Raw genomic sequence first — 24,710 nt, 5'->3', positions numbered from 1 at the left:
AAGCGGCCTGATCCCCGGCCTTTTTACTTAGATTATTTAGTGAACGAAATTTAGAAGACAACAACTCCACACCGATTTACAGCGAAAGGAGGGTGCGAGATGGCTATGCAACAGGAATGGGCCGACAAGGATTATTACGGCGACTTAGGTGTGTCGTCGACGGCAAGCCAGGCCGATATTAAGAAGGCGTACCGCAAGCTCGCACGCGAAAACCACCCGGATTCGAACCCCGGCAACAAGAAGGCCGAGGAGAAGTTCAAGCGGGTCGCGGAAGCGTACGACGTTATTGGCGACGAGCAGAAGCGCAAAGAATACGACCAGTTGAAGTCCATGATCGGCTCGGGCGGCTTTGGCCGGTTCGGGCGGGGAGGAGCGTCCGGTTTTCCGGGCGGGTTTCGCGGCACGGAAACGGAATTCGACCTCTCGGACATCTTCGGATCAGCCACTGGTGGACAAGCTGGAGACGGCGGCCTTGGTGATATCTTCGGTGGCTTCTTTGGCGGCCGCGGCGGTGCTGGCAGGAACGCTCGGCCGTCGCGGGGGGCCGACGTCGAAACGGAAATAACCCTCGACTTCCGCGAAGCAGCCAAGGGCACGACGTTCCCCGTCGAGCTCACCGGCGACGCACCGTGCACCACCTGCCACGGCTCTGGTTCGAAGTCCGGCAAGACGCACACGTGCGAGGTCTGCTCCGGCTCCGGTTACATCCGGGAGAACTCCGGCGCGTTCGGCATGGCTCGTCCCTGCACGAACTGCCACGGCACCGGTGAAGTCATCGAGGATCCGTGCACCACATGCAACGGCACCGGCACCGTCCGACGTACCCGTTCGATCACGGTCCGCATCCCCGCAGGCGTCATCGATGGTCAGAAGGTGCGCCTTGCAGGCCAAGGCGAAGCAGGTCCCAACGGCACTCCCGCCGGCGACTTGTTCGTCATGGTGCATGTGCGTAGCGACGACACCTTCACCCGCTCCGGCGACGACCTCGAAGTCACGGTCCCCGTCTCCTTTGCTGAGGTCGCCCTCGGCGCCACCATCGCGGTGCCGACTCTGGACAACCCGGTGAAGGTCAAGGTCCCCGCTGGCACCCCGAACGGCCGCACCTTGCGCGTGCGTGGCCGTGGTATCCCGAAGAAGTCCGGCAACGCCGGCGACCTGTTGGTCACCGTCGAGGTGAAGGTACCGAAGGACCTGGACCCGTCCGCAACCAGTGCGCTGCGCGCGTACGCCCAGGCCGAGAAGGATTCCGGCTTTGACCCGCGCGCCGGCTGGTCCGAGCGCTAGACGGCGAAAGGAGGTGTAACCATGGCAGAAGAGAAGGAATACTTCGTCATCTCTGTCGCCGCCGAGCTCACCGGCATGCACGCCCAGACCCTGCGCACCTACGACAGGCTCGGCCTGGTCACCCCGATGCGTACCAAGGGGGGCGGTCGCCGCTACTCCAGCCGCGACATCTCGATGCTGCGCCGCATCCAGTACCTCTCCCAGGAGGAAGGCGTGAACCTGGCGGGCATCAAGACGATCATTGAGCTCTCCGCGCAGATCGAGGAACTGCAGGACGAGTTGGATGCCCAGCGCGGTCACAACGAAGAGCTGCGCCAGAAACTCCGCAACGGTTCTCGCCGTGGTGGCGAGTTGGTGCACGTGCCCCGTTCCACCGCGGTCGTTGCATGGGAGCCAGCTGCTTCACGACGACGCCGTCGCCGCAACCTCACCCCCGACAACTAGTCGGGTTGGTTGGTTTGTAACCTCTAGTCGAGAGGTGGCCATGGTGGGCGACCGGTGAGTCCGGTCGCCTTTACATCCTTTGGAAGTGCTTCATCAAGGTTCGCCATGGCCTGGTACTTCTTCAAGAACGCCTCGTGGGAGTCGAAGGCATTGGCCTCGATAGCCCAGCGCAGCAAAGTAAGAGTGTCTGCATGCTGGATTCGGCCACCAGGTGTGTGGCGCCCAAACGTCTGCTGCATTTTTAATGCGTTGGATTCGCGACGAATCCTCGCGGTGCCTTCTTCTTCGTCGCACACCACGATGACATGCTCACCTCTTCGGGCGAGTGCTACGGCATGCAGGATGGCCATGTTTTCTCCACGGTCACGAGTTTGCTTGTACATTTCATCGAAACCAAGGCGCAGAATGGACTGACAAAGCTGCCGTAACTCGTCGGTCGGTGTGTCGGGGAGGGTGATCTTAAAACGCTCGGGTAAGCGTGGCCAGAGTTCTGCAGCCCTCGCAAACTGTGGCCTGCGCGTCGGGGTGTCCATGATTTCGTACTCGACCGCTTCTGGTACGTGGATTGCATGGTTTCCCAAGGCTGCGATCAGTTGCGGAACGGAATCAGTGGCAAGAAACTTAAAGATCGGTCCAGTATCCAGAATGTGCACGCAGCCTACCCATTCATAAGAACGTGGAGTTCCTCAGCGGTAAGGCCTCCGTTTTTGGGCACTGGGCGAGCGGGAGCTTCGTCGTCGTCAATAGGTGTAATGCCTTGTTTTGAAAGGAGGTCGGCAAAGCGTGGTGCGCTTTCCTCGCTTTGCAAACGTGCGAGGGCTGGATAGCTCAGTTGGCGCCATCTGTACGCTTCTGTCGCTCGAGTCATGAGCGCTTGAGGCGCACGAGGAGTCGACGAGCCAATGACAAGTGTTCGGTACTCGGACAGCCACCCATATTGGAGGGCCATCGATTTGGTCGTTCGCTGCATGAATTTTGCACACGCGTCATCGTCGATGAACCCGGCCTCTTTTAGCTGGATCGCTGCGATTGCCGGTGAAACCCCAAAAGTTTGGACAAGGTGCGACACATAGTGGCCTGGATCGTAGGACGATGCGGTGTCTTGTAGGGCTCCCAAAGGAAGGAGGAAATGGCGGGCAAAAACATCTGCTTGGATCTCCTCCGGCGAACGGTCGTTCCAATTGCCTTCGTTGAGCCTTCTATTCACGCTGCCCAACCGGAAGTGTCCGAGTTCGTGAGCAAGGGTCGACCGAAGTCTCATCGGATGTTCTGTGCATGCAGCAGCCATGATGGTGTGTCGGGATAGACGCATGGTCATACCGTGGCCGGGTGCTTTGCTTCGGATAAGTGCGACTCCGACCCCGGTGTTCTCTTCGATGAGCTTGGGGAGATTGCTGACTGGTGAGACCCCTAGGCCCCACTCATTGCGACAGTGCTCTGCTGCACGCTTTCCAATTGACTCGTTGCTCATGGTTGGTCGGGAACTCCTAGTTTGTCGAGCTCGCACGCCATCTCCAGTGCGAAGAGGAGGTAGTCGGCTAACTCTTCAGAACCAGCATCATCAGTTCGTCCGGCGACTAATGCACTCACGCGGGCCGAATCTGAATCTCGAAGTGCCTCTGGCGAGACCCCGCATCCGAACGCTAGAGCAGAGAGTTGAAGCGGGGATGGCTCCCTTGCACCTGTCTCAACCCTTTGAATTGTTGGTTGAGAAAGCCCGCTTACCTCTGCAAGGTCGCGTTGTGTCATCCCAACTGCATGTCGAGCTGCGATGATGCGTTCGCCGATTGACATCTCTCCGTGTGTCATTCTGAATCACCCGCCTTCGGTTTTGATTCTAACACCCGTAACGGCGAACGCTTCGTCGCAAACTACAGCGACCTACCCGCCGAACTCGATGGCGGCAGCACCACCGATATGGCGGAGGTTGGACTTGGCCAGGTTGAACAGTCGGCCGACGCCACCTTCAAGGAAGGCGGTGCGGGCGCCGGACTTGGCAAAGCCCTTCATCATGTCCCAGGTGATTCCCGGTGGCAGGGAGAGAGCCTCGGGGTCGGTGACGATGTCGACGACCACCGGGCCGTCGTACGCAAGTGCTTCCTTGAGCATCGGCTCGAGGTCTTCTGGATCCTCGATGCGGAAGGACTTGATGCCAACGCCCTTGGCAATCTCGGCGTAGTTGACCTGTTCGTGGTCGGTGCCGAAGTAGGGCATGCCGGCGACCATCATTTCGAGTTTGACCATGCCGAGAGAGGAGTTGTTGAAGCAGATCACCTTCACCGGCAGTTGGTGCAGCTTGATGGTGAGCAGTTCACCCATGAGCATGCCCAGGCCGCCGTCGCCGGACCAGGAGATGACCTGGCGGTCCGGCTGTGCTGCCTGGACGCCGATGGCCATCGGCAGAGCATTAGCCATGGTGCCGTGGAGGAAGGATGCGCCTTCGTCGCGCTTACCGTTCGGGGTGAGGTAGCGCGAGGACCACACGTTGCACATGCCGGTGTCGACGGTGAAGTAGGCGTCGTCGTCGGCAAGCTTGTCCAGCACGGAGGCCGCAAGTTCGGGGTGGATCGGCTTCTTCGACTCGAAGGCTTCCTCGGTGTAGCTCTTCACCACGTGGTCCAGCAGCTGGTAGTGGCGCTTGAGCATCTTGTCCAGGAACTTGCGGTCCTTCTTCTCCTCGACGTGGGGGAGGATGTTTTCGATGACGCTCTTGACGTCGCCGACGACGGGGTAGTCGACCTTGGTGCGGCGGCCGATGTGGGTGCCGTTGATGTCGATCTGGGCGACGTTTTCCTCGGGCAGCCAGTCGGTGTAGGGGAAGTCGGTGCCGACCATGATGAACAGGTCGGACTCTTCCATGGCGTCGAGGCAGGCGCCGTAGCCAAGGAGGCCGGACATGCCGACGTCGTAAGGGTTGTCGTACTCGAAGTACATCTTGCCGCGGAAGGAGTGGCCGATCGGGGACTTGATCTTCTTGGCCAAAGCGAAGACTTCGTCGCGGGCGTCGCGTGCACCGTAGCCGCAGAACAGGGTGATCTTGTCGGCGTTGTTGATGGCCTCGACAAGCCGTGCGGCCTCAGCGGGGTCGGGGTAGACGCGCTTGTCCTTGCCGGTGGCGTAGACGGAGTCGGCGGTGTGAGGACCGTCGGCAACGTCGGCGGCGAACACGTCGCCAGGCACGACCATCACGGACACGCCGTTGCCGGCGAGTGTGTTCTGCAGGGCGTTGTGCAGCACGCGCATGCCCTGGTCGGCGGTGTGGACGACCTCGCAGTAGGAGGAGCACTCCTGGAACAGCATCTCCGGGTGGGTCTCCTGGAAGAAGGAGGAACCGATCTCGGCCGTCGGGATATGCGATGCAATGGCGAGTACCTTCGCGCCGTTGCGGTGGGACTCGAACAGACCCTGGACGAAGTGGGTGTTGCCCGGGCCGCAGGACGCGCCGCAGACGGCGAGTTCGTCGGTGGCTAGCGAGTCTGCACCGGCAGCAAACGCTGCGGCTTCCTCGTTGCGGACGTGGACCCACTCGATGTTGCTCTGGCGCACCGCGTCAGAAAGGGGATTGAGCGAGTCTCCAACCAAACCGTAAATGCGTTTAATGCCGAGGGCCTCGAGGCGCTCGACGACTTGCTCTGCAAAGTTTGCCATGGTTTATCAGACTCCTAAAGGTAGTTTCTTTAAACGTTCGCCATGGTAACGCCATTTCTTAAGTTGTGCTTGCGCGCTGTTGCAAAGCAGACACAAAGGCCGGGTCTGTGAAGTAGTCGGAGTGCCCGCCGCGCACGCCCTCCACGCGCTGTGCGCCCCACCCTACATACGACGGCGACGCGCCGAGCACCGCCGACGGCCCAGAGCGCAGCAACAGGATGGGGTCCTGGGGTGAATCGACGACGTGAACGGTGGCGTACTCATCCGCAAGTGTGAGCTCGGAAACGTGCTGGCCTGCGACGCCGGCGCTGCCGAGGACCCATAAGTCATCCGCTATAAGTCCATGGTCGCGCGCCGCCGTGGTGGCCAGCAGCGTGCCGTAACTGTGGGAGACGACGGTCTTCTGTGCGTCCGGGAAGCGCTCCTCAAGCGCCGCCTGGAACATCGCCAGATCATCCGCACCAGCAGACGCGCGCAGGGGAGAGACCGCCCGCGGCACCGAGCGTGGCGGTGCATAACCCTGCCACACCACCACCGCAGCACCGGTCTGCTGCGCCAACCGCGACGCCTTTGCCAACTCACCCTCCAACTTCGCGGGCGCGCCCGTGGTCGCGCCGGCCACCATGGTGATCACCCGCGCCGGGTCCACAACGTCACCGACGACAACGGTGGTCGAAGCAGGTCCGGCCTCGAGAACGGTCCCGCCCGCAGCCTCCACGGCGGCACGAGTCGCGGCGGGCAAGGTCGGCACATGACGCGCGTGCAGGTCCTGAAACGACTCATCCGGGTGGGCGAACAGCGGGTCGTAGTCCTGCTCGTGCCCGCCAAGGCGCAACAAGGACCGCGCGAGTTCCAGGTCCAGCGCCATCGACATCGCGTTGAGCCACAACACGGTGCGCGAGTGCAGGTAGCGGGTGGCAAACATGGCGGCCTCGTCCAACTGCCGTTGCAGCCCCGCCGCAGCGGCGACCAACGACGCCGCCGTGGCCAAGTCGTCGGCACCGCGCGCGAACACAGACCCGAACGCATCCAACCGCGCGTACGCCGCATCCGCCGCCACACCCCGAAACCCGGTGGACGCTAACGCCTCGCGTGAGGTTGGCACATGCTCGGCGCGCTCCCGGGCGGCATCAGAGGCGAGGCGCAACGCGGCCGCTGCCGCCGAGAGTTCCGCCGCGTCCAGCGCCGGACGGTACGTGGCAACACTCATGGCGCAAGCCTCGCTTCCAGGTCGGCGTCCACGCCCTCCACCGCGCGGGCAAAGCGCGCGATGGAATTGAGGTGGGTGTTGAGGTGGGCGGTGGTGTCGTCGATAAGCATGTGCGTGCTATTGCGTATCGACGACAACGCTTCCGCCGTCCGCGACACCCCCACCTGCGCAAACGGTAACGGCGTGAACGTGCGGCTGAGGCCGCGGGCGACGGGTGCGGTGCGTGTTGAGATTTCAAGAGTCATGGGCCGAATCCTCTGCGCACCAGCACACAACCACAAGGGGCGAAGAAAAATCTGTGGATAACTGCCCCGAACTCCACCTAAAGTTATCCACATGAAGATCGCGTTGGTGCAAACGGTCACAGGCAGTGACACAATGGACAACTTTGCCCACCTTGCTCCGCTGGTGCGCGACGCCGCCGCCCAAGGCGCGAGCCTGATTGTGCTGCCGGAGGGTGCCAGTCAGGCCTTTGAGCAGGGCAGACTGGACACACAGGCGGAGGACCTCGACGGCACGTTTGCCACCAACATGCGCGACCTGGCAGGCGAGCTCGGCGTGACCATCGTGGCTGGCATGTTCCGGCCCGCCGATACCGTGCAGCGCGGCGAGAAAACCATCAACCGCGTCTACAACACCGCCCTGATCACGGGAAATGGCCTGCATGAGGGCTACGACAAGATTCATACGTACGACGCGTTCAACTACCGCGAGTCCGACACCGTGCGCCCCGGCGAACGCCTGGTCACCTTCGAACACGACGGCGTGACGGTGGGCGTGGCCACCTGCTTCGACATTCGCTTCCCCGAGCAGTTCCAGGCCTTTGCGGACCGCGGCGCCCAAGTCATTGTCGTACCCACAAGCTGGGCCGACGGACCCGGCAAGGTGGAGCAGTGGCGCATCTTAACCGCCGCGCGCGCCCTCGACGCCGGGGTGTTCATCGCGGCCGCCGGCCAGTCGCGCCCCGACTTCGAAACCAAAGCGGGCGAGCCGTCCGGTCCCACCGGCGCGGGCCACTCAACCGTGGTCGACCCTTCCGGCGTGCGCATCGCCGAAGCCGGCTACGGACCCGAAACGTTGGTCGTGGACATCGACCCCGAAGAGGCCTCCAAGCAGCGCAAACGCCTCCCGCTCGGCCAGATCCGCGCGGACACTACGATGCGCTAAACCACTCCGGTGTCGCGTCGTGGGCGATGACCTGCACGCCTTCGGCGCCAGCTTCTTCCAACGCGTCGGTGATCGCGGCCGCGCGTGCCTGGTCCGCGCACACGATCACGTCGCGGCCCCACCACATTCCCGGGCCCGACACCACCTGCTCCAGCGACGCACCCAGCCGCGACTCCACCACCCAACTCATGTCCAGCCAGTCCTGCGCGCCAGCCAACGCGTCCAGCGCCGCGCGGTCGTACGTCACATCCGAAACCAGGTGCACATCGGGGCGCTCCTCGCATTCCAACCAGTGAAAAACCAGCGCCTTCGCCGCAGCCAACCCCGTCCCCGCGGCCACCAAGAGCACTTGCTTATCGACGAACCCCTGCAGACCCCCGCGCGCCACGCCCAATGTCAACCACGCGCCGGGCGCAACCGCAAGATCGGTGCCGGTGCTGATGTGAAACTCCATTTGTCCGAATGGGTTCGACGGCAGCGCCGGGATCAGTCCGGTCCACATGCCGGGGGCCTCCGGCGACATTACGGGCAGCGTTTCACCGGGGGCGTAGATGATGCGCGTGCCTGCCTCGAGGCGCACGATCTGCACCCCGTCGCGCTCCTCCACGCTGGTGACCTGCGCCGCTGAAGCCGCCGGCACGCCCGCGTGATCAGCCTGGGACGCCGCCTCGCGCATGACCTCGCCCGCCGCCACGAGCGCCGGAGTGGGGTCCTCGGTGCCACCGCCAGCACCGGTGCCGACTTCGGCGCCGGTTTCTTCGGCGACGGTGCGGATGGCGTCGCCAAGCAACTGCATCGCGTTGGGGTACTCCTCGGCGGGGAAGCCGGTGCGGCGCAGGTCCAGCGCGATCGCGCGCAGGCGGTCGGTGGTTTCGGTGGGGGAGTGGCTGAGGAGGAACGTGGTGGCGTCGATAAGCATCTGCGGCATGTGCTCACCAGGAGCAAGCATCATCGACGCGTGTGGATACGCCTCCACGAACCTCGCGCGCCACACCTCACTCACGCGCGATCCGTGGGTGCGCAACAACTCAACGGACTCCGGAAAAGTCATGAAAACAGCGTACTGGGTTAGAGTACAGACTGTTTTATATGCGATAAGTGGATAAAGGAAGGTGCTGCGATGGAATTCACCCCATACACGCTGCTTACCGACATCGGATGGATCTCCCTCCTCCTCATTGTCGGCAACGTCCTGCGCAACCGACTGCGCGTACTGCAAGCATTGCTGCTGCCTGCACCGATCACCGCGGGCCTTATCGGGCTCATCCTCGGGCCGGAAGTCCTCGGCCTGATTAACTGGTCCGACCAGGTGGGCACGTACACCACGCTGCTCATCGCGGTGGTGTTCGCGTCGATGGCGTACTCGATGCAATTCGGCGGGTCCGTGGCCACCGGTGCGCGCAACATGTGGGGCTATTCCACCGCAATGTTCATGGGGCAATGGGGCCTATTCATCCTGCTTGGCATCTACCTCTTCGCACCCGTATTCGGCACCGAGCCGTGGTTCGGCATGATGCTGCCCGTCGGCTTCGTCGGCGGCTTCGGCACCGCAGCGGCCGTCGGCTCCGCGCTTGAGGAGATCGGCGTTGAAGGCGCATCCTCTCTCGGCTTCACCTCCGCCACCGTGGGCACCCTCGTGGCGATTGTCGGCGGCGTGATCATGGCCAACTGGGGCATCCGCAAAGGCAAGGCGTCCCAGCTCGCGGGCGATCTTCCCGACGACCTGCGCACCGGCTACATCCGCAACGAGGAAGAACGCCCCTCCATCGGCAAAGCCACCACCAACCCGTCGTCCATCGAACCGCTCGCACTGCACGCCGGCTTCATCGTGTTCACCGTGCTCATCGCGTACCTGCTGAACACGCTGATCAAGGGGCAGTGGCCAAACGTGTCCATCCCGCTGTTCGCCATGTCGTTCGTGGTCGGTCTGGTCGGCCGTCTTGCCTTGCGACTCGCCGGCCGCCCGAACTACCTCGACGGCTCCACCATCAACTCCATCTCCGGCGCTGCCACCGACTACATGATCGCCTTCGGCATCGCGTCTATCGTCCCCGCCGCACTCGCCGGCTACTGGCAGGCACTGGTTGTCATGTTCGTCCTGGGTACCGTGTTCTGCGTGGTCTGGATGCTGTGGGCCGGCCCGACCTTCTTTGGCGAAAACTGGCTCGAGCGTGGCCTGTTCGGCTGGGGCTGGGCCACCGCCGCCGTGGCCACCGGCATCGCGCTGCTCAAGATGGTCGACCCGAAACTCAAGTCCGGCACCCTCAACGAGTACGGCGTGGCCTACGTCGGCTTCGCCCCCTTCGAGATCGGCATGACCATCCTCGCACCGATCGCCGTCATCGCCGGCTTCACCACCGGCTTCGGCTGGGTGTCCTTCGCCGTCGCCGTGGGCGTGGTCGTGCTCGCCTACGTGCTCAAGTGGGTGCCCGTGCGTAACGACGACCGCAGCGCCTCCCCGGCAAGGGAGTAGCTACACGGGCTCTTTTTCTGGCCTCCCCCTCCTGATCGTCTAGCTGCGTTTTTGCGCAACTAGACGATCTTTCTTTTATCGACCACCATTTCCAACATCACCTGGGGAAACATTTTCGACGAAAGCTGATCGTATAGCTCGCATTGCCGCGCAACTAGACGACCAGCATTAAGGGTGTCGCGTTGATCGTTAGACTGATTCGTTATGGAAATGGGGCATGAAGAAATCGTCCAGCGTCTTTTGGAGAAGAGTAAAGAAGCCTTCATTCTTGCGTTGGAGCTTTACAACCGCCCGACTCTGAAATATCACGCTGAGTCCTGCTCGATATTTCTTTGTAATGCTTGGGAGCTCATGCTCAAGGCGTACTTAGTTAAAGAACGAGGAGTCGAGGCTATCTACTACCCCGATGAGCCGGGGAAGACAATCGCGCTTGCGGATTGCCTGAAGAAAATTTTTACGAACGACAAAGATCCATTACGGGTGAACATGGCTGAGATCATCCGTTTCCGTAACATCAATACGCATTTCATTACTGACGAGTACGAGATCTTTATCGGTCCATTCCTGCAGAAGTCAGTGATGAACTATGCAGACAAACTGCTCGAGCTGCATGGCGAGTCTGTAAGTGAATTAATTCCGGAAAATCACCTCACGCTTGCTGTGCGTCGTGGTGCTATTGATCCCGACGTAATCCGGGCAAAATATGAACCACACGTCGCGGAGAAGCTCCTAAAAATGAGACAGTTTGCAGCAGACGCGGCTGGTACAGGTGAAGGGGGAGCCGCTGCTGCGATTTATGAGACGAACCTCCGCATCGTCAAGAAGTCGAAGGATGCTGATCTCAATGTCTACATCGATAGCGATGCTGATGCGGGCATTGCCATTGTCAAGGATGTCCGCGATGCAGCTAGTTACTATCCATACACCAAAAAATTGGCGGTTAACGAGGTGCTCAAGCGCCTCGCAAAGTCGAAGACAACCATCTATCACCGTGGAGAAAAACGCAGATTTAACAAGTATGACTTCGATCTTTTCATCAAAGTTTTTCAACTCCGGGACGACGAACGGTACGCCTACGACCGCAGTACAGCTGGAGAGAATGCGACAATGTGGACATATTCCCAGCAGGCCGTCGAGTTTATAGTTGGTTATCTGCAGAAGGACCCAGAAGGGTGCCTCGACGCACTTAAGAGAAAAGCAGGAAAATAAAAACGCCAACCCTCGGAGCAAAGGAATTCTCAGGCCGAAGCCCTACTCCCATTCGGGAACCCAGCTTTATCCTTCTCGGGTTGGCGCTGTAGTCATAATGCTAATTGCACATGTTGTCTTGCACAACACCTATTTGCCTATCGGGGAGCAGGGTTGGGCAAAAACCATGAGGTAAAAACGTTGAAAAACGTTTCTCCAAAGCCCTTCAGCCTTTCAGGGGAGCTGGCCTCCCTGCCTCTGATCGTCTAGGGCATAGCGAACCCGGGCATTAACAGGGATCTGCAGACGGCGCTGAGTTCAACCAGGCGATCGATGAGTGCATCGGGTGGTACAACACCGAACGCATCCAACAACGACTCAAGGGACTAACCCCAATGCAGTGTCGGAATCAGACCCTTGAAGCCCTAACCACCGAGAATTAAACCAGTCCAACTTTCGGGGGCTAGTTCACCCGTGACACGCCCCTTTAGTTCGGGCTATTAGATCCAGTTTGATTTTTAAGGAAATCTAGGGGGAGGATCGAGGAAGCATTGACAAACTCGATACCAATAACTTTGCCATTTTTGTCAATGTCTATCTCTATCTCCCCTTCCTGTTGCGCGGTCGTATCTAGTAACACCGTGGTGAGTATCGAGTAACGCATTGGTGAGCATCCAGTAACAGTCCGGGGGAGGATTCTGGTGACCGCGTGACTTCAGGGCACGCGGCGTTACCAGAGGAGTCTGATTGTGACTGACTACCGGGCGGTAATGGATCAAGTGCTCAAAGGCTGGTCTGTCCGCCAAATCTGTTCGAGTCTGCGGTGCTCGCACACCACGGTGCAAAAAGCACGCGATGCGCTAGCGGAACACAACATCACAACGCGTGAGCAACTTCGTGGGGTTGCAGATCATGAGCTAGCGGACTGGTTCGTCGACGGGCGCAGCCATGCTCAGGGCGATTTCGTTCCGATCGATTTCGACGCTGTCGCCAAGGCGCGTATCGGGCGCAACAAGGTGACTTTGCAGGTGCTGTGGAGCCGCTACACCGCGCAGCCTGCGGGGCTGGGCCAGCGGTATTACAGCTACGAGCGGTTTCGCCAGCTTGTAGCCCAACACGTTGATACAACTGGGCTGACCGCCAGGATCACCCATGCCCCAGGCCATACGATGCAGGTGGACTGGGCCGGCACGAAGATGCGACTGTTTGACCCCACCGGTGGGCAAGGCTCGAAGGTCAGTATCTTCGTCGCCTCGCTGCCGTACTCGGGCATGGTATTCGCCTGCGCGTGCGCTAATGAGCGCCAAGACGCGTGGCTTGCAGCCCATATCCGCGCGTTCGAGTACTTCGGCGGGGTCGCCGAGGTCATCGTGCCAGATAACGCCTCGACAGCCTCGAACGCGATCAGTGCTACGGACAGGAATCGCCGGGTCAACTCCACCTACGAGGAGTTTTTGGAGCACTACAACACCGCCGCGTTGCCGGCTCGTGCAAAACGGCCCAAAGACAAAGCCAATGTCGAAGCCGCAGTCAAGATCGTCACCCAAAACGTCATCCACGCACTCGACGGCCACCAGTGCGTCGGGATAGACGAGCTCAACACAAAAATCACCACCCTGGTCGATGGGATCAACGCTGCCGAACCGTTTCGCGGCAATGCGACGAGCAGGCGCGCATTATTTGATCAGTTCGAACGCGACGTGCTCACCGCACTACCGGCAACACCGTGGCAGCGCACCGAATGGAAACGCGCCAAAGTCGCACCCAATTTCCACATCAGAGTGCACAACGCGCATTACTCGGTACCCCACCTACTGGTGGGCCACACCGTGGATGTGCGTATCACCGGTGACAGCCTTGCCGTCTTCGACGCCGGGCAGCGTGTGGCCACCCACCGACTCGCGCGTGCCCGCGGGGTGTATGTCACCGACACTGACCACATACCGGCGAACCTGGGTGACACCCGTGGGTTGTGGACAAGCGAGTACTTCCTGCGCGAAGCTGCCAAAATCGGGCCAGCCACCCGCCAAGTGATCTCCGAGCTCATCGAAGCCAAGGCGATCCCTGCCCAGGCGTACCAAGCGTGCCGCAACGTACTCAACATGGGCAAACACGCCAACAAGCCAATCCTCGAAGAAGCCTGCCGGCGTTTGGTGTCCACTGACGGCGCCAGGCGTTCTGTGTCGTATACCGCGGTGAAAAACATGATGGCCGCCGTACGCAAAGACACCTCCACACGCCCCACAGGCACCGATGTACCAACCGACCAATCAACCGGCAGACCCATTGACGGTGTGCCTGCCCCCGCAACCCGTGACACACGCGGCGCCTACCTCGGTGGTGCTGCCCAGTTCAGCCTCGAAAACCTCACCAAGAAGGGATCTGCATAACCCATGCCCCACCCACAGCCAGCATCAGCATTGGGCTGTGTCAAATTTTGTGGACGGGTAAACCCGTTGTGTTTGGTTGTGGGGGTTAGGCTGCGGCGGCGTGTGTGTCGGCGCAGCGGGTTTTGAATTGGCGCATTGCTTCGGCGGGGATCAGCCCGGTGGTGGAGTGGATGCGGCGGCGGTTGTAGTACGCCTCGATCCAGTGTCCGACTTCGTAGCGGGCGTCGAACTTCGACGCGAACTGCTTCTTTTCGTACAGCAGATGCAGCTTCAACGTGGAAAACATCGACTCCGCAACCGCGTTGTCCCAGCACACACCGACCGCGCCGGTGCTTAAACGCACATCGAGTTTCTTGGCTGTTTGCGCGAACTGCTTCGAGGTGTACTGCGAGCCGCGGTCGGAGTGAAACACCGCGTTGCCCGCGACGAAACCGGCCGCGTGCGCCATGGTCAGCGCGTCGACGACAAGTTGCGCACTCATCCGGTCTGCGATCTGCCACCCGACAACCATCCGTGTGCTCAGATCGATCACGACGGCCAGATACATCCATCCCTGCGCGGTGCGCAGGTAGGTGATGTCGCCGCACAGATAGGTTGTCGGCATCGCGGGGTAGAAACGGCGCCGAAGCAGATCAGCTCGTGCGCTCGCCTGCGGGTCTTGGATCGTGGTGCGTTTAAACGCGCGACGGTACTTGGTGTGCAGCGTGTTGTCAGCCATGATCTTTCGCACCGCATACAGCGTGGTTGCAACGTTTTGGGCCTGAAGCTGCCGGTAGATAGTGCGCGCCCCGGCAAAACCGTTGTGCTCGTTGAAGATCTCGATAACCAGATCGGTAATCGCCGCGCGTTTCGCCCGCGGTGTGCCACCGGTCGGCGGAGTATCTCTACGCTTGCGCCAGGCGTAATAGCCGGAGCTGGATACTTCCAACACACGGCACATCATTGACACTGGGTAGCGGGGGCAGGGGTTGCCTTCTTCGTGGAAGTGGGCAATTACCGCGAAGAGGTCCTCGTGGTGTGCTCCGTGGCGAAGAAGGCGGCCGCTTTTTTTAAAAACTCGTTTTCACGCTCGAGCTCTTTGATCCGCTTTGCCATCTCTGCCGGGTCCTGCGACGCGGCATCAGCAGCGCGCATGTGGCTGCCGGAACCAGTGCCCAAGGTGCCTTCGGCTTTGGCCACCCAGCGTCCCAACGACGAGGACGACACCCCGTACTCCTGGGCCACGGCACCACGAGTCTTGCCGAACATCAACACCTCATCAATGCACTGCTGACGAAACTGATCCGAATACTTACGTGGCATGATTTAATCCTTCCAGATCGGTGGGTTTCACCGTCCACCGGAATCATGACACCCCACATCCGCCCGCTTCCTCGACGAATCAGTCCTGCCGATCTTTACCGACCTGCGCATGACCGCCTTCGGACAAAGCGTCATCGACATCGCCGCCGATCCTGCATTCGACGACTGGAGTTTCTCTGACAAAGTGCTCTACGCACTCGACAAAGAGGTAGCGGCCAAGCGTGAGAGACGAGTCAACAAACTACTCAAAGCATCCCGATCGCCAAATCCCGATGCTTGCATCGAAGACATCACCTACACGCCCGACCGCACCATCAACAAAGAGCAAATCACCCGACTCGCTCACTGCCAATGGTGCCAAAGCGCACAAAACATTGTCATCCTGGGCAAATCCTCCGTCGGCAAAACCTACCTCGCCCAAGCACTGCTCACCGCGGCGTGCCGAAACGACTACTCCGCACGCTTCTTCCGCACCGACACACTCGCCAACCACCTCGCCGTGCTCAAACACGACGACCCAGCCCGCATCACATTCCTCGAAGACCTCCACCACACCGACGTGTTAGTCCTCGACGACTTCCTCACCACCCCAATCGATGCCGCCACCGCACACCAACTACTCAACATCCTCGCAGAACGCGAACCCCGCGGATCAACCATCGTGACATCCCAATTCACACCCGACGAGTGGTACAAATCCATCCCCGACGCCGTCATCGCCGAATCAATCCTCAACCGACTCGTCGCCGGCGCCGAAATCATCACACTCGAAGGCACCAACATGCGACTGACCCAATAACCCCACCGAAACCCCAAAACGCCCGGGTGTTACTCGATACTCACCCGCGCGTTACTGGATACTCACCACAGCGTTACTAAATCCGTGGTCCTAACACCCTTCCATTCCTTCTGTAGTTATTGCTGATATCTGTTTTTCCGGAAGGATGTCTGACCTTGCTATGTCTAGATAGGCTGCGTCAGCTTCTGGGTCATAATCAAAATTCATTTCTTGACTTTCGTAACAGTAATCACGTTTCCGTTCGACTTGTTGACAATGATTCGGATCTCGTTGCCGGTCTCAGGGTGGCGTAATGGCCGTAATGCTACTTGTGCATGTTGGCTTGCACAGTATTTATTTGCCGGTCGGGAAACTGTGTACTTCGGCCTTTCAGGGGAGCTGGCCTCCCTGCCGAAAGCTGATCGTCTAGCTCGCATTGAAGCGTAACTAGACGACCAGCACGAACTGCCCGGGAACGTCCCGCCAAACTCCCCACCAAACCCACCTTGAGCCACTCTCGCGCAACTTTTTTCGCGTTGACAGGAACAGACTCAACTTCTCGTGCGTTACACATAGTGCGAAACAAAATTTAGGCACGAAAGGATGATGCGATATGGCATCGAAGTACACACAGAAGACGCAGGAGGCTTTGCAGCAAGCGCAGATGCGTGCGTCGGCTGCGGGGAACCCGGATATGCGCCCGGCTCATGTGCTTGAGGCGTTGCTGAAGCAGGACGGCGGCATTGCTGCCCCGGTGCTCAAGGCCACGGGTGTGGATCCGGAGACGGTGGCGCGCGAGGCTGGCGAGCTGATTAGTGGTTACCCGAGCGCGGAGGGCCAGGGCATGGCCAACCCGGGGATTAATAGGGATCTGCAGACGGCGCTGAGTGTTGCGCAGGATCTTGCAGGTGAACTTGGCGACGAATACGTTTCCGCCGATGTTCTCCTCGCCGCGATTGCAAAGGGCAAGGACGATGCGGCCGAGTTGCTGCAGAAGCGTGGCGCGACGTTTGAGGCGCTCAAGGAGGCGTTCCCGTCGGTTCGTGGTGGCAAGAAGGTCACCTCGGAGAATCCGGAAGATCAGTTCCAGGCGCTGCAGAAGTACTCGACGGACCTGACTGCTCGTGCGCGTGAGGGCAAGATTGATCCGGTGATCGGCCGCGATTCGGAGATCCGCCGTGTGGTTCAGGTGCTTTCCCGTCGTACGAAGAATAATCCGGTGCTGATCGGTGAGCCGGGCGTCGGTAAGACTGCGATCGTTGAGGGGCTTGCGCGCCGCATTGTGGCGGGCGACGTCCCGGAGAGCCTGAAGGGCAAGACCCTGATTTCGTTGGACCTTGGCTCGATGGTTGCGGGCGCGAAGTACCGCGGTGAGTTCGAGGAGCGTCTGAAGGCTGTGCTCGATGAGATTAAGGAGTCGAACGGTCAGATCATTACGTTTATCGACGAGCTGCACACCATCGTCGGCGCCGGCGCCACCGGTGATTCCGCGATGGATGCCGGCAACATGATTAAGCCGTTGCTGGCTCGCGGTGAGCTGCGTCTGGTCGGTGCGACGACGCTCGACGAGTACCGCCAGTACATCGAGAAGGACGCCGCCCTGGAGCGTCGCTTCCAGCAGGTTTACGTTGGGGAGCCGACGGTCGAGGACACGATCGGTATTCTGCGTGGCCTGAAGGAGCGCTACGAGGTGCACCACGGTGTGCGCATCCAGGACTCGGCGCTGGTGTCGGCGGCGGAGCTTTCCAACCGCTACATCACGAACCGGTTCTTGCCGGATAAGGCGATCGATCTTGTCGACGAAGCCGGCTCCCGCCTCCGTATGCAAATCGATTCTTCGCCGCAGGAGATTGATGAACTGGAGCGTATTGTTCGTCGTCTAGAAATCGAGGAGATCGCGCTGCAGAAGGAGTCTGACGCGGCGTCGAAGCAGCGCCTCGAGCACTTGCGCGAGGAACTCGCTGACCAGCGTGAACGTCTCGGTGAGATGAAGGCTCGTTGGGAGAACGAGAAGGCTGAGGTGAACAAGGTCCAGTCTGCGAAGGAGGAGCTCGAGCGCCTGCGCAACGAGTCTGAGATCGCGGAGCGTGACGGCGACTACGCCAAGGTCTCCGAGCTGCGCTACGGGCGCATCCCTGAACTGGAAGCGGAGGTGGCCAAGGCGGAGTCCGAGGCCAGCAACAAGACGATGCTGGAGGAGGAAGTCACGCCGGACATCATCGCCGATGTCGTCTCTTCCTGGACGGGCATTCCGGCCGGCAAGATGATGCAGGGTGAGACCGAGAAGCTGCTCAACATGGAGTCTGTGCTGGGCGAGCGTGTCGTCGGTCAGAAGGAAGCTGTCGTCGCGGTGTCGGACGCGGTGCGTCGCTCCCGTGCGGGTGTGGCGGATCCGAACCGTCCGATCGGTTCGTTCCTCTTCCTCGGCCCGACTGGTGTGGGTAAGACGGAGTTGGCGAAGTCGCTCTCGGAGTTCCTTTTCGACGACGAAACCGCAATGATCCGCATCGACATGTCCGAATACGGTGAGAAGCACTCGGTTGCGCGCCTGGTCGGTGCCCCTCCGGGATACGTCGGCTACGACGCTGGCGGCCAGCTCACTGAGGCTGTTCGTCGTCGTCCGTACTCGCTCGTGCTTTTCGACGAGGTAGAGAAGGCCCATCCCGACGTCTTCGACGTGCTTCTCCAAGTGCTGGACGAGGGGCGCCTCACCGACGGCCAGGGCCGCACGGTCGACTTCCGCAACACGGTGGTGATCCTGACCTCCAACCTGGGCGCCGGTGGCGACCGCGACCAGATCATGGAGGCTGTGAAGCGCCACTTCAAGCCGGAGTTCATCAACCGTCTCGACGATGTTGTGGTGTTCGATCCGCTGAGCAAGGACCAGTTGGTCGGCATCGTCGACATCCAGCTGGAGGGCCTGGCCGAGCGTCTCGCCGCCCGTCGCCTGGTGCTGGAGGTGTCGGATTCGGCGAAGTCCTGGCTCGCAGATCGCGGCTACGACCCGGCCTACGGCGCTCGTCCGCTGCGTCGCCTGATCCAGCAGGCCATCGGTGACCGTCTGGCGAAGAAGTTGTTGGCCGGTGACATCCGCGACGGTGACACCGTCCATGTCGATGTTGCCGACGGCGGCGAGTTCCTCGACGTCACTGCTGGCGTCAGCGCCGCTTAGTTCGGTGCTGTCGCTGTAAGCCCAGGTCGGGTGGAGAAAATCCGCCCGGCCTTTTCTTCTACCGGCCCCATTTTCCTAAACATTTGTCGCTTAATGAAAACGTGTTTCACTTCACTCGACGTACTCCGGTGTGATCCGTATCATTCATGGCGACCGTCCCCTTTAGGAAAGGAGCACCACATGTCCACCCCAACTTCTATGCGCGCAGCAGTTGCCGAACAGTTCGGTCCAACCGTCAATGTCAAGGAAATCGACCTTCCCAAGCCGGGCCCGTTCCAGGCACTGGTGAAGCTCTCCGCCAGCGGCATCTGCCACACCGACCTCCACGCAGTGGAAGGTGACTGGCCGGTGAAGCCGGCTCCGCCGTTCGTGCCTGGTCACGAGGGCGTCGGTGAGGTCATCGAGTTGGGTCCGGGTGGGCATTCGGTCAAGGTTGGCGACATGGTCGGCAACGCTTGGCTCTGGTCCGCATGTGGTGAGTGCGAGTTCTGCCGCACCGGCCGTGAGACGTACTGCAAGCAGGCAGAATACGGCGGCTACACGGTGAATGGTTCCTTCGGCGAGTACATGCTCGTGGATACGCGCTACGCCCCGCGCATCCCGGAAGGCGCCGACCCGGTCGAGGTCGCACCGATCCTCTGCGCTGGCGTCACCGTGTACAAGGGCCTGAAGGAAGCACAGACCAAGCCGGGCCAGTTCATGGTCATCTCCGGCATCGGTGGCCTCGGCCACCTCGCGGTGCAGTACGGCGTGGCCATGGGCATGCGCGTGATCGCGGTGGACATTGCCGACGACAAGCTCGAACTCGCCAAGGAACTCGGCGCTGAGTTCACCGTTAACGCTGCTAACACCGACCCGGGTGAGGCTGTGCAGGAGTTCACCGACGGCGGCGCGCACGGCGTGCTGGTCACGGCGGTGCACCCGGCTGCTTTCGGCCAGGCCATCGCGATGTGCCGCTCCAACGGCACGATCGTCTTCAACGGTCTGCCTCCGGGGGAGTTCCCGGCACCGATCTTCGACATCGTGCTGCGTGGCATCACCATCCGCGGCTCGCTGGTCGGCACCCGTCAGGACATGGCGGAGGCGCTCGACTTCTACGCCCGCGGCGAGGTGAAGCCGCATGTCACGGCGTGCGAGCTCGACGACGTGAACAAGGTGTTTGAGGACATGCGCAACGGCAAGATCGCTGGCCGTATGTCCATCAAGTACTAGGCGTTTGGCGTCTGTGGTTTAGCCTGCAGCCTGCAGCCCAAAGCCCGCAGTCAGTACGGTTTTTCCGGCTGGCTCCGGGCTTTGTCGTGTTCGGGTCCGCACCTTGACATGCCCGCTCTGTTCTAGACACATCGTCGAGTAAAGATTAGCTTCCTATTCTCGGTGTTCTTCGGCTTCACCGTCGTTGCAGGAGAAACGTGAGGGAGGCCGGTTAGGCAGTGAGCGAGGAACGAAGATTCCACGTTGTGTGAGTTAAATGAGATCTGAGGTTTGGTGCGCTCCTTTGAGGGAGTCGAGTCTCAGATACCGGTTGAGTTTCACAAAAGCAGAACCCTTACCGGATTGATCGTGGATGATCACTGCTGAGGTTCTAGCAGTATCTGGGTCTGTAGGTCCCGATAACAGGTAGATGATGTAGCTCCGGTCGGCGCGGTACCCCTTGCTTAGGCCGAACCCCATGACTGCTGCAATCCTTTGATCGCGCTGGTCCCCATTCTTTAGCCGCTTGACTTCGTTGTGAGACCAGTCTTGGGGGACGAATCGTTCTTGAATAAGGGGAAATACTTTTGCGATGTGTGCTTCAGGGGTATCAGGAAGAAAAGATGATGGTTGAGGGTTGTTCTTAGGATCGTCTTTCGGCAGGTAGAAACCTAGGTGTTTGACCTCTCGGCTCACTCGAACTGAGTCCTCAAGAATTATTGCCGATTGATGGTGATAAGTGTCGAACAGTGGGTATCGGAATGATTTATTCGCACTACGCTGAACTGTGGTGTTTCTCGTAGAAGCGAAGAGAACGGTGTCAGGTTCGTAAACGTTTCCAGGGCGGTCTTGCAAGACCTCATCAACCTTTGAGATTGATTCGATCCAAGTTGCCGCGTCTGGATCAATCCATTTTGCGAGTCTGAGGATCTTTCGGAGTTCAACGATGGGGTCGACGTGGAGCAGTGAGTCCTGGTGGGAGACTCTATTGCGCAGCTCTCGAAGGTCCTCGAGTGCACGCCCAACTACTTTCCTATCGCTCTTGCCTGGAAACACGGAGTTCAGGTGAGTGTTCCAAAGCTCAGCCACTTGAAAATCTTTTGAATGAATGAGCTGGACCCAGAAACCGAGATTTAACTGCGAGATTATGTCGTTTTCATCTGGTGCGGTTTGGTGAGTTTTGTTAGTCAACCGCGCTGCAACTTTGCCTACTGTGTTGTCGGTGTGAACGTTCCATGGGAAAGCAAGAGGGTGGATGGTCTCCAGCTTTTGCATCATGGAGTTCCTTAGGAGTACTTCCACGTGGTGAATTACTTCGGACAGTGCTGCTGACACGGCTGCGTTCCACTCGTACAGAGCCCAAGCGGATTCTTCTTTGTTAGCGGTTTGTTCAAGATACGGTTGCAGCCGTTTTTGGGAAACCCATTCGATTTTTCTTTTCATTCCAACCCCCGTTTGGATTCCGTATTTAGTGTTTTTCTGTACACTAGCCGACAGACCGTCTTGATAGACCTTGTCTTCGGCGGTGAGGGTCTTGTTGAAGCATTTGTTGCTTGCAAGGCCCTCGTTTCGTTTAGCACTGTGACTTCGTCGAAGGGGGCGACGGCGCACAGCCACCGAAAGCCCACAAACCAACAACCCTTCCACCAACCCTTCCAACAATCCGGCCACTCCGCGATACACTGCCCCTTATGCAGCCGACTACGACGATTCTCACCCGTGTTGTCATTCCTGGTGTGGAGAGTGAGCAGCTTCGGGCTCAGCAGATTGGGTCGAATTTGTTTGTGGTGGCGAGTGTGCCGTTCGTCGATACGACGCTCGCGCTGGGGGACATTGTGGAGTGCGTGCTGGTCGGGGGTGCGTTCCATGTGGATCGTGTGGTGGTGCGTGGGGGCGCGTCGACGGTGCGTGTGTTGCCGGAGGATGAGAGCCCGCACGAGATTGCGGCGACGCTGCTGGCGTTTGGGTGTCGCGTGGAGTTGGGCCCTGGCGGAATGTTGGCGGCGAGCATTGGTGCGGATTGTCCGCGCGAGGGGATCGCGGAGTGGCTTGGCGGTTTGGCGGAGCAGGGTGCGATTCAGCTTGCTCCGGGCTACATGGCTTAGCCGCGCTACCACCGACCGGCGCCACCAGCCGGCGCGCACCCAGCCTCGGCTCTAAAACCTCGTTACACTTGCGCGCATGAGCGTTTTCGTTTCTGCCGCGGATCTCAATGAACGTATTCAGGCTGGCCTGAAGCAGACCGTTATTGCTTCGCTGTGGGAGCCGGAGGCCGGTAAGGCGTGGTCGAAGTTTCAGTCCGAGCATGTGCCGACGGCGTTGTTTTGTGATCCGTCGTCGCAGTTGGCGGGGCTGCCGGGTCGCAAGGCGGGGCGTAACCCGTTGCCGGCGTTTGGTGTGGTGAAGAAGGCGGTTGCGAATTGGGGGATCGAGGAGGATCGCCCGGTGTACATCTACGACGGTGGCAACGGGCTGTTCGCGGCGCGCACGTGGTGGATTCTGCGTTGGGTGGGCGTGACTGATGTGCACATCGTGGATGGTGGGTTTGCGGCGTGGAAGCGCGAGAAGCTCCCCACGGTGGCGGGTCCGGGTGGCATTGTGGTGCCGCGCGAGCCGGAGCGCCTGGAGCCGGGGAGTATGCCGACGGCGTCGATGGAGGATGTCCGCGAGTTTGAGGGCATGATCCTGGACGCGAGGAGCGCGCGCCGTTTCGCGGGTCGCCGCGAGATCCTGGACCTGCGCGCGGGTCACATTCCGGGTGCGGTGAATCTGCCGGTGACAGATCTTTTCGACGACACCACGCACCTGATCAAGGACACCAACACCATCCGAGGCCGCCTGGCGGAGGTCGGCATTACCCAGAACACGGACCCGCAGAGCGTGATTACGTATTCGGGTTCGGGCAACCACTCAGCGAAGTTGTTGGCGGCGATGGAGCACGCTGGCCTGCCTGTGTTGACGCACTATGTGGGCGGTTGGTCGCAGTGGAGTGCGAATAAGGAGAATCGCGTGGTTACGCGTGTTTAGCGTGTCGTGTCGGCGGGCGCTGTAACATCGTCGCTGATGATTGCTGTGCTGTTAGTTCTCGCGTTTGTGGCGCTCGCCGCTGGTGTTGCGCTGTTTGTCGCTGATGCGCGTGAACGAAGCCCACGGCGTGCGTGGGCGCGGCAGCACGGGTTTACGTTTGCCAAGGTAGACGATCTGTTGGCGGCGGAGTGGCGTCGTGGTGCGGCGTCTGCGGGGGCGACGGCGCGCGAGGTCGTGTCGGGCTCCGCGTTCGGCCATGATCTGCACTTGGCGGATTTGGGGGAGACGACGGTGCTTGCAGTGCCCACGGGCTGCGAGGCGGACGTTGTGGTGGATATGCGCCGCGACGGGTTCGAGCCGACACAGCGCGACGATGACCTGGTGGAGGCCACCCGCGAGGGCGCGTTCACGGTCCATGCCACGAGTGTTGGCCCTGCGCGCAGGCTTATCGACGACCGCGTGCGCACCGCCCTATCCACCCTCCCGCCCGCAGTCAACGCGGTGTGGTTCGAGGGCGCGTGGGTGATTGCCCAGTTCGCGCCGGGGTCTACGGCGCAGGATTGGGATGCGTCGTTGGCCGCGGTGGCGCTTCTGGCGGATGCTGCGCGCACACTCCCGCCGGTCGAGGATGCTCCGTTGTGGGTGGGGGAGGAGAAGGTGCAGGGGGTCGTCGAGAAGCAAGCGGGCCCTGAGCGGCCGGAGGATCCGGTGGAGCTGCCCACGCGGGTCACGGGTGGGGAGCGCGGTGAGGTCGAGGAGCGCGATCTTGGTGGCGACGATGTTGCCGCGATTGCTGGCGACGAGCGCACCGGCACCGACCTGACACGGGTAAAGCGTGTGCAGGGGCCGTCGTCGATTTTTGATTCTGAGGAGAAATGATGAAAGAACAACTTGCTGAACTGGTCAAAGAGCTTGCCGTGGTGCACGGGAAGGTAACGCTGTCGTCGGGCAAGGAGGCTGATTACTACGTGGATCTGCGTCGCGCGACGCTGCACCACGAGGCCAGCCCGCTGATCGGCAAACTGCTGCGTGAACTGACCGCTGATCTGGACTTCGACGCTGTTGGCGGCCTGACCCTGGGCGCGGACCCAGTGGCTACTGCCGTGATGCATGCGGAGGGGCGCCCGATCGACGCGTTTGTGGTGCGCAAGGAAGCGAAGAAGCACGGTATGCAGCGCCGCATCGAGGGCCCGTCCATCAAGGGCAAGCGCGTGCTGGTTGTGGAGGACACCACCACGACCGGCAACTCCCCGCTGACCGCCGTGGAGGCCTGCCGTGCGGAGGGCGCCGAGGTGGTTGCGGTGGCCACGGTGGTCGATCGTGCGACGGGTGCGGACAAGGTGATTGCGGACGCCGGCCTGGAGTACCGCTACCTGCTGGGCCTGGAGGATCTCGGGCTTGCCTGAGTTAGATAACGGGAAGGGCCCGACCGAGTG

23 protein-coding genes and 3 pseudogenes are annotated in these 24,710 nt (G+C 60.6%); 14 read left to right on the top strand and 12 right to left on the bottom strand.

Going from position 1 to position 24,710, the window contains the following annotated elements:
- Nucleotides 1-99 precede the first annotated feature (99 nt).
- Together dnaJ and CCOY_RS10805 are read left to right on the top strand one after the other, a co-directional pair.
- Nucleotides 100-1,284 (top strand): molecular chaperone DnaJ, encoded by a 1,185-nt coding sequence (gene dnaJ / locus CCOY_RS10810; RefSeq protein WP_092100758.1) that lies wholly within the window; start codon nt 100-102, stop codon nt 1,282-1,284.
- Nucleotides 1,285-1,305: 21 nt separating this feature from the next.
- The gene (locus CCOY_RS10805) at nt 1,306-1,728 is read left to right on the top strand and encodes a heat shock protein transcriptional repressor HspR (RefSeq protein WP_070829237.1); all 423 of its coding nucleotides are present in this window, start codon (nt 1,306-1,308) and stop codon (nt 1,726-1,728) included.
- A gap of 23 nt (nt 1,729-1,751) precedes the next feature.
- Here the strand turns inward: CCOY_RS10805 and CCOY_RS10800 are convergent, their stop codons facing one another.
- The 7 genes and pseudogenes from CCOY_RS10800 to CCOY_RS10775 form a co-directional block, all read right to left on the bottom strand.
- Entirely contained in the window at nt 1,752-2,381 is a 630-nt protein-coding gene (locus tag CCOY_RS10800; protein WP_070829236.1) for a PIN domain-containing protein, read from the bottom strand.
- 5 nt (nt 2,382-2,386) lie between these two features.
- Nucleotides 2,387-3,199, bottom strand: a complete 813-nt coding sequence (locus CCOY_RS10795) for an ImmA/IrrE family metallo-endopeptidase (protein WP_083323013.1) — start codon at nt 3,197-3,199, stop codon at nt 2,387-2,389.
- On the bottom strand, nt 3,196-3,318 hold the full coding sequence (locus tag CCOY_RS10790) for a hypothetical protein (protein WP_290180930.1): 123 nt from the start codon (nt 3,316-3,318) through the stop codon (nt 3,196-3,198). Before CCOY_RS10790 ends, CCOY_RS10795 begins: the two co-directional genes overlap by 4 nt.
- 30 nt (nt 3,319-3,348) lie before the next feature.
- A pseudogene (locus CCOY_RS12205) lies at nt 3,349-3,522 on the bottom strand (helix-turn-helix domain-containing protein); the annotation flags it as partial.
- A gap of 87 nt (nt 3,523-3,609) precedes the next feature.
- On the bottom strand, nt 3,610-5,376 hold the full coding sequence (locus CCOY_RS10785; RefSeq protein ID WP_092100756.1) for a pyruvate dehydrogenase: 1,767 nt from the start codon (nt 5,374-5,376) through the stop codon (nt 3,610-3,612).
- Between the two features lie 58 nt (nt 5,377-5,434).
- Entirely contained in the window at nt 5,435-6,586 is a 1,152-nt protein-coding gene (locus tag CCOY_RS10780; protein ID WP_070423273.1) for an alpha/beta hydrolase, read from the bottom strand.
- Entirely contained in the window at nt 6,583-6,831 is a 249-nt protein-coding gene (locus CCOY_RS10775) for a hypothetical protein (RefSeq protein ID WP_092100755.1), read from the bottom strand. Before CCOY_RS10775 ends, CCOY_RS10780 begins: the two co-directional genes overlap by 4 nt.
- Before the next feature lie 91 nt (nt 6,832-6,922).
- Between CCOY_RS10775 and CCOY_RS10770 the strand changes: the two genes are divergently transcribed.
- Nucleotides 6,923-7,753, top strand: coding sequence for a carbon-nitrogen hydrolase family protein (locus tag CCOY_RS10770; RefSeq protein ID WP_092100753.1), 831 nt, complete (start codon nt 6,923-6,925; stop codon nt 7,751-7,753).
- Here CCOY_RS10770 and CCOY_RS10765 read toward each other — a convergent pair.
- On the bottom strand, nt 7,740-8,804 hold the full coding sequence (locus CCOY_RS10765; RefSeq protein WP_092100751.1) for a ferredoxin reductase domain-containing protein: 1,065 nt from the start codon (nt 8,802-8,804) through the stop codon (nt 7,740-7,742). The two genes, CCOY_RS10770 and CCOY_RS10765, sit on opposite strands and share 14 nt — an antisense overlap.
- A 69-nt stretch (nt 8,805-8,873) precedes the next feature.
- Between CCOY_RS10765 and CCOY_RS10760 the strand changes: the two genes are divergently transcribed.
- From CCOY_RS10760 to CCOY_RS10750, 3 genes and pseudogenes are all read left to right on the top strand, one after another.
- Nucleotides 8,874-10,226 (top strand): sodium/glutamate symporter, encoded by a 1,353-nt coding sequence (locus tag CCOY_RS10760; protein ID WP_070452514.1) that lies wholly within the window; start codon nt 8,874-8,876, stop codon nt 10,224-10,226.
- Nucleotides 10,227-10,430: 204 nt separating this feature from the next.
- Nucleotides 10,431-11,435 carry a DUF3644 domain-containing protein gene (locus CCOY_RS10755; protein WP_092100748.1) on the top strand — a complete coding sequence of 335 codons (1,005 nt, stop codon included), beginning with the start codon at nt 10,431-10,433 and terminating at the stop codon, nt 11,433-11,435.
- Nucleotides 11,436-11,713: 278 nt separating this feature from the next.
- Nucleotides 11,714-11,857, top strand: a pseudogene (locus CCOY_RS10750) (IS3 family transposase); the annotation flags it as partial.
- 44 nt (nt 11,858-11,901) lie between these two features.
- Here CCOY_RS10750 and CCOY_RS10745 read toward each other — a convergent pair.
- Nucleotides 11,902-12,078, bottom strand: a complete 177-nt coding sequence (locus CCOY_RS10745) for a DUF2283 domain-containing protein (protein ID WP_092100747.1) — start codon at nt 12,076-12,078, stop codon at nt 11,902-11,904.
- Nucleotides 12,079-12,163: 85 nt separating this feature from the next.
- On the opposite strand from CCOY_RS10745, the gene istA reads away from it, so the two are divergent.
- Entirely contained in the window at nt 12,164-13,804 is a 1,641-nt protein-coding gene (istA, locus tag CCOY_RS10740) for an IS21 family transposase (RefSeq protein WP_092100746.1), read from the top strand.
- An 85-nt stretch (nt 13,805-13,889) separates the two neighbouring features.
- Here istA and CCOY_RS10735 read toward each other — a convergent pair.
- Nucleotides 13,890-14,804 (bottom strand): annotated as a pseudogene (locus tag CCOY_RS10735) (IS3 family transposase); the annotation flags it as partial.
- The gene (locus CCOY_RS10730; protein WP_244268753.1) at nt 14,798-15,052 is read right to left on the bottom strand and encodes a transposase; all 255 of its coding nucleotides are present in this window, start codon (nt 15,050-15,052) and stop codon (nt 14,798-14,800) included. The pseudogene CCOY_RS10735 and the gene CCOY_RS10730, both read right to left, overlap by 7 nt.
- A gap of 163 nt (nt 15,053-15,215) precedes the next feature.
- Here CCOY_RS10730 and CCOY_RS10725 point away from each other — a divergent pair, with 163 nt between their 5' ends.
- From CCOY_RS10725 to adhP, 3 genes are all read left to right on the top strand, one after another.
- Entirely contained in the window at nt 15,216-15,905 is a 690-nt protein-coding gene (locus CCOY_RS10725) for an ATP-binding protein (RefSeq protein WP_092100745.1), read from the top strand.
- 592 nt (nt 15,906-16,497) lie between these two features.
- Nucleotides 16,498-19,056 carry an ATP-dependent chaperone ClpB gene (gene clpB, locus CCOY_RS10720; protein WP_070569073.1) on the top strand — a complete coding sequence of 853 codons (2,559 nt, stop codon included), beginning with the start codon at nt 16,498-16,500 and terminating at the stop codon, nt 19,054-19,056.
- A gap of 180 nt (nt 19,057-19,236) precedes the next feature.
- Nucleotides 19,237-20,268 (top strand): alcohol dehydrogenase AdhP, encoded by a 1,032-nt coding sequence (gene adhP / locus CCOY_RS10715; protein ID WP_092100744.1) that lies wholly within the window; start codon nt 19,237-19,239, stop codon nt 20,266-20,268.
- A 252-nt stretch (nt 20,269-20,520) separates the two neighbouring features.
- Here adhP and CCOY_RS10710 read toward each other — a convergent pair whose 3' ends face one another.
- Nucleotides 20,521-21,918, bottom strand: a complete 1,398-nt coding sequence (locus tag CCOY_RS10710) for a hypothetical protein (RefSeq protein WP_141762977.1) — start codon at nt 21,916-21,918, stop codon at nt 20,521-20,523.
- 20 nt (nt 21,919-21,938) lie between these two features.
- Here CCOY_RS10710 and CCOY_RS10705 point away from each other — a divergent pair, with 20 nt between their 5' ends.
- The 4 genes from CCOY_RS10705 (at nt 21,939) to pyrE (ending at nt 24,680) form a co-directional block, all read left to right on the top strand.
- Complete coding sequence (locus CCOY_RS10705; RefSeq protein WP_070815543.1) at nt 21,939-22,352, top strand: DUF4265 domain-containing protein; 414 nt, start codon at nt 21,939-21,941, stop codon at nt 22,350-22,352.
- Between the two features lie 76 nt (nt 22,353-22,428).
- A complete protein-coding gene (locus CCOY_RS10700) occupies nt 22,429-23,274 on the top strand; it encodes a sulfurtransferase (protein ID WP_070450114.1) in 846 nt (281 codons plus the stop codon).
- Nucleotides 23,275-23,310: 36 nt separating this feature from the next.
- Complete coding sequence (locus tag CCOY_RS10695; RefSeq protein ID WP_070423342.1) at nt 23,311-24,153, top strand: TtfA family protein; 843 nt, start codon at nt 23,311-23,313, stop codon at nt 24,151-24,153.
- Entirely contained in the window at nt 24,150-24,680 is a 531-nt protein-coding gene (gene pyrE / locus CCOY_RS10690; protein WP_070423263.1) for an orotate phosphoribosyltransferase, read from the top strand. The genes CCOY_RS10695 and pyrE overlap by 4 nt, the downstream gene beginning before the upstream one ends.
- Nucleotides 24,681-24,710 lie beyond the last annotated feature (30 nt).

The sequence above is a fragment of the Corynebacterium coyleae genome, assembly GCF_030408635.1.
GTDB classification, from domain to species: domain Bacteria; phylum Actinomycetota; class Actinomycetes; order Mycobacteriales; family Mycobacteriaceae; genus Corynebacterium; species Corynebacterium coyleae.
The sequence above is the reverse complement of the archived record's forward strand: the minus strand, read 5'-3'. Positions and strand labels throughout refer to the sequence as shown.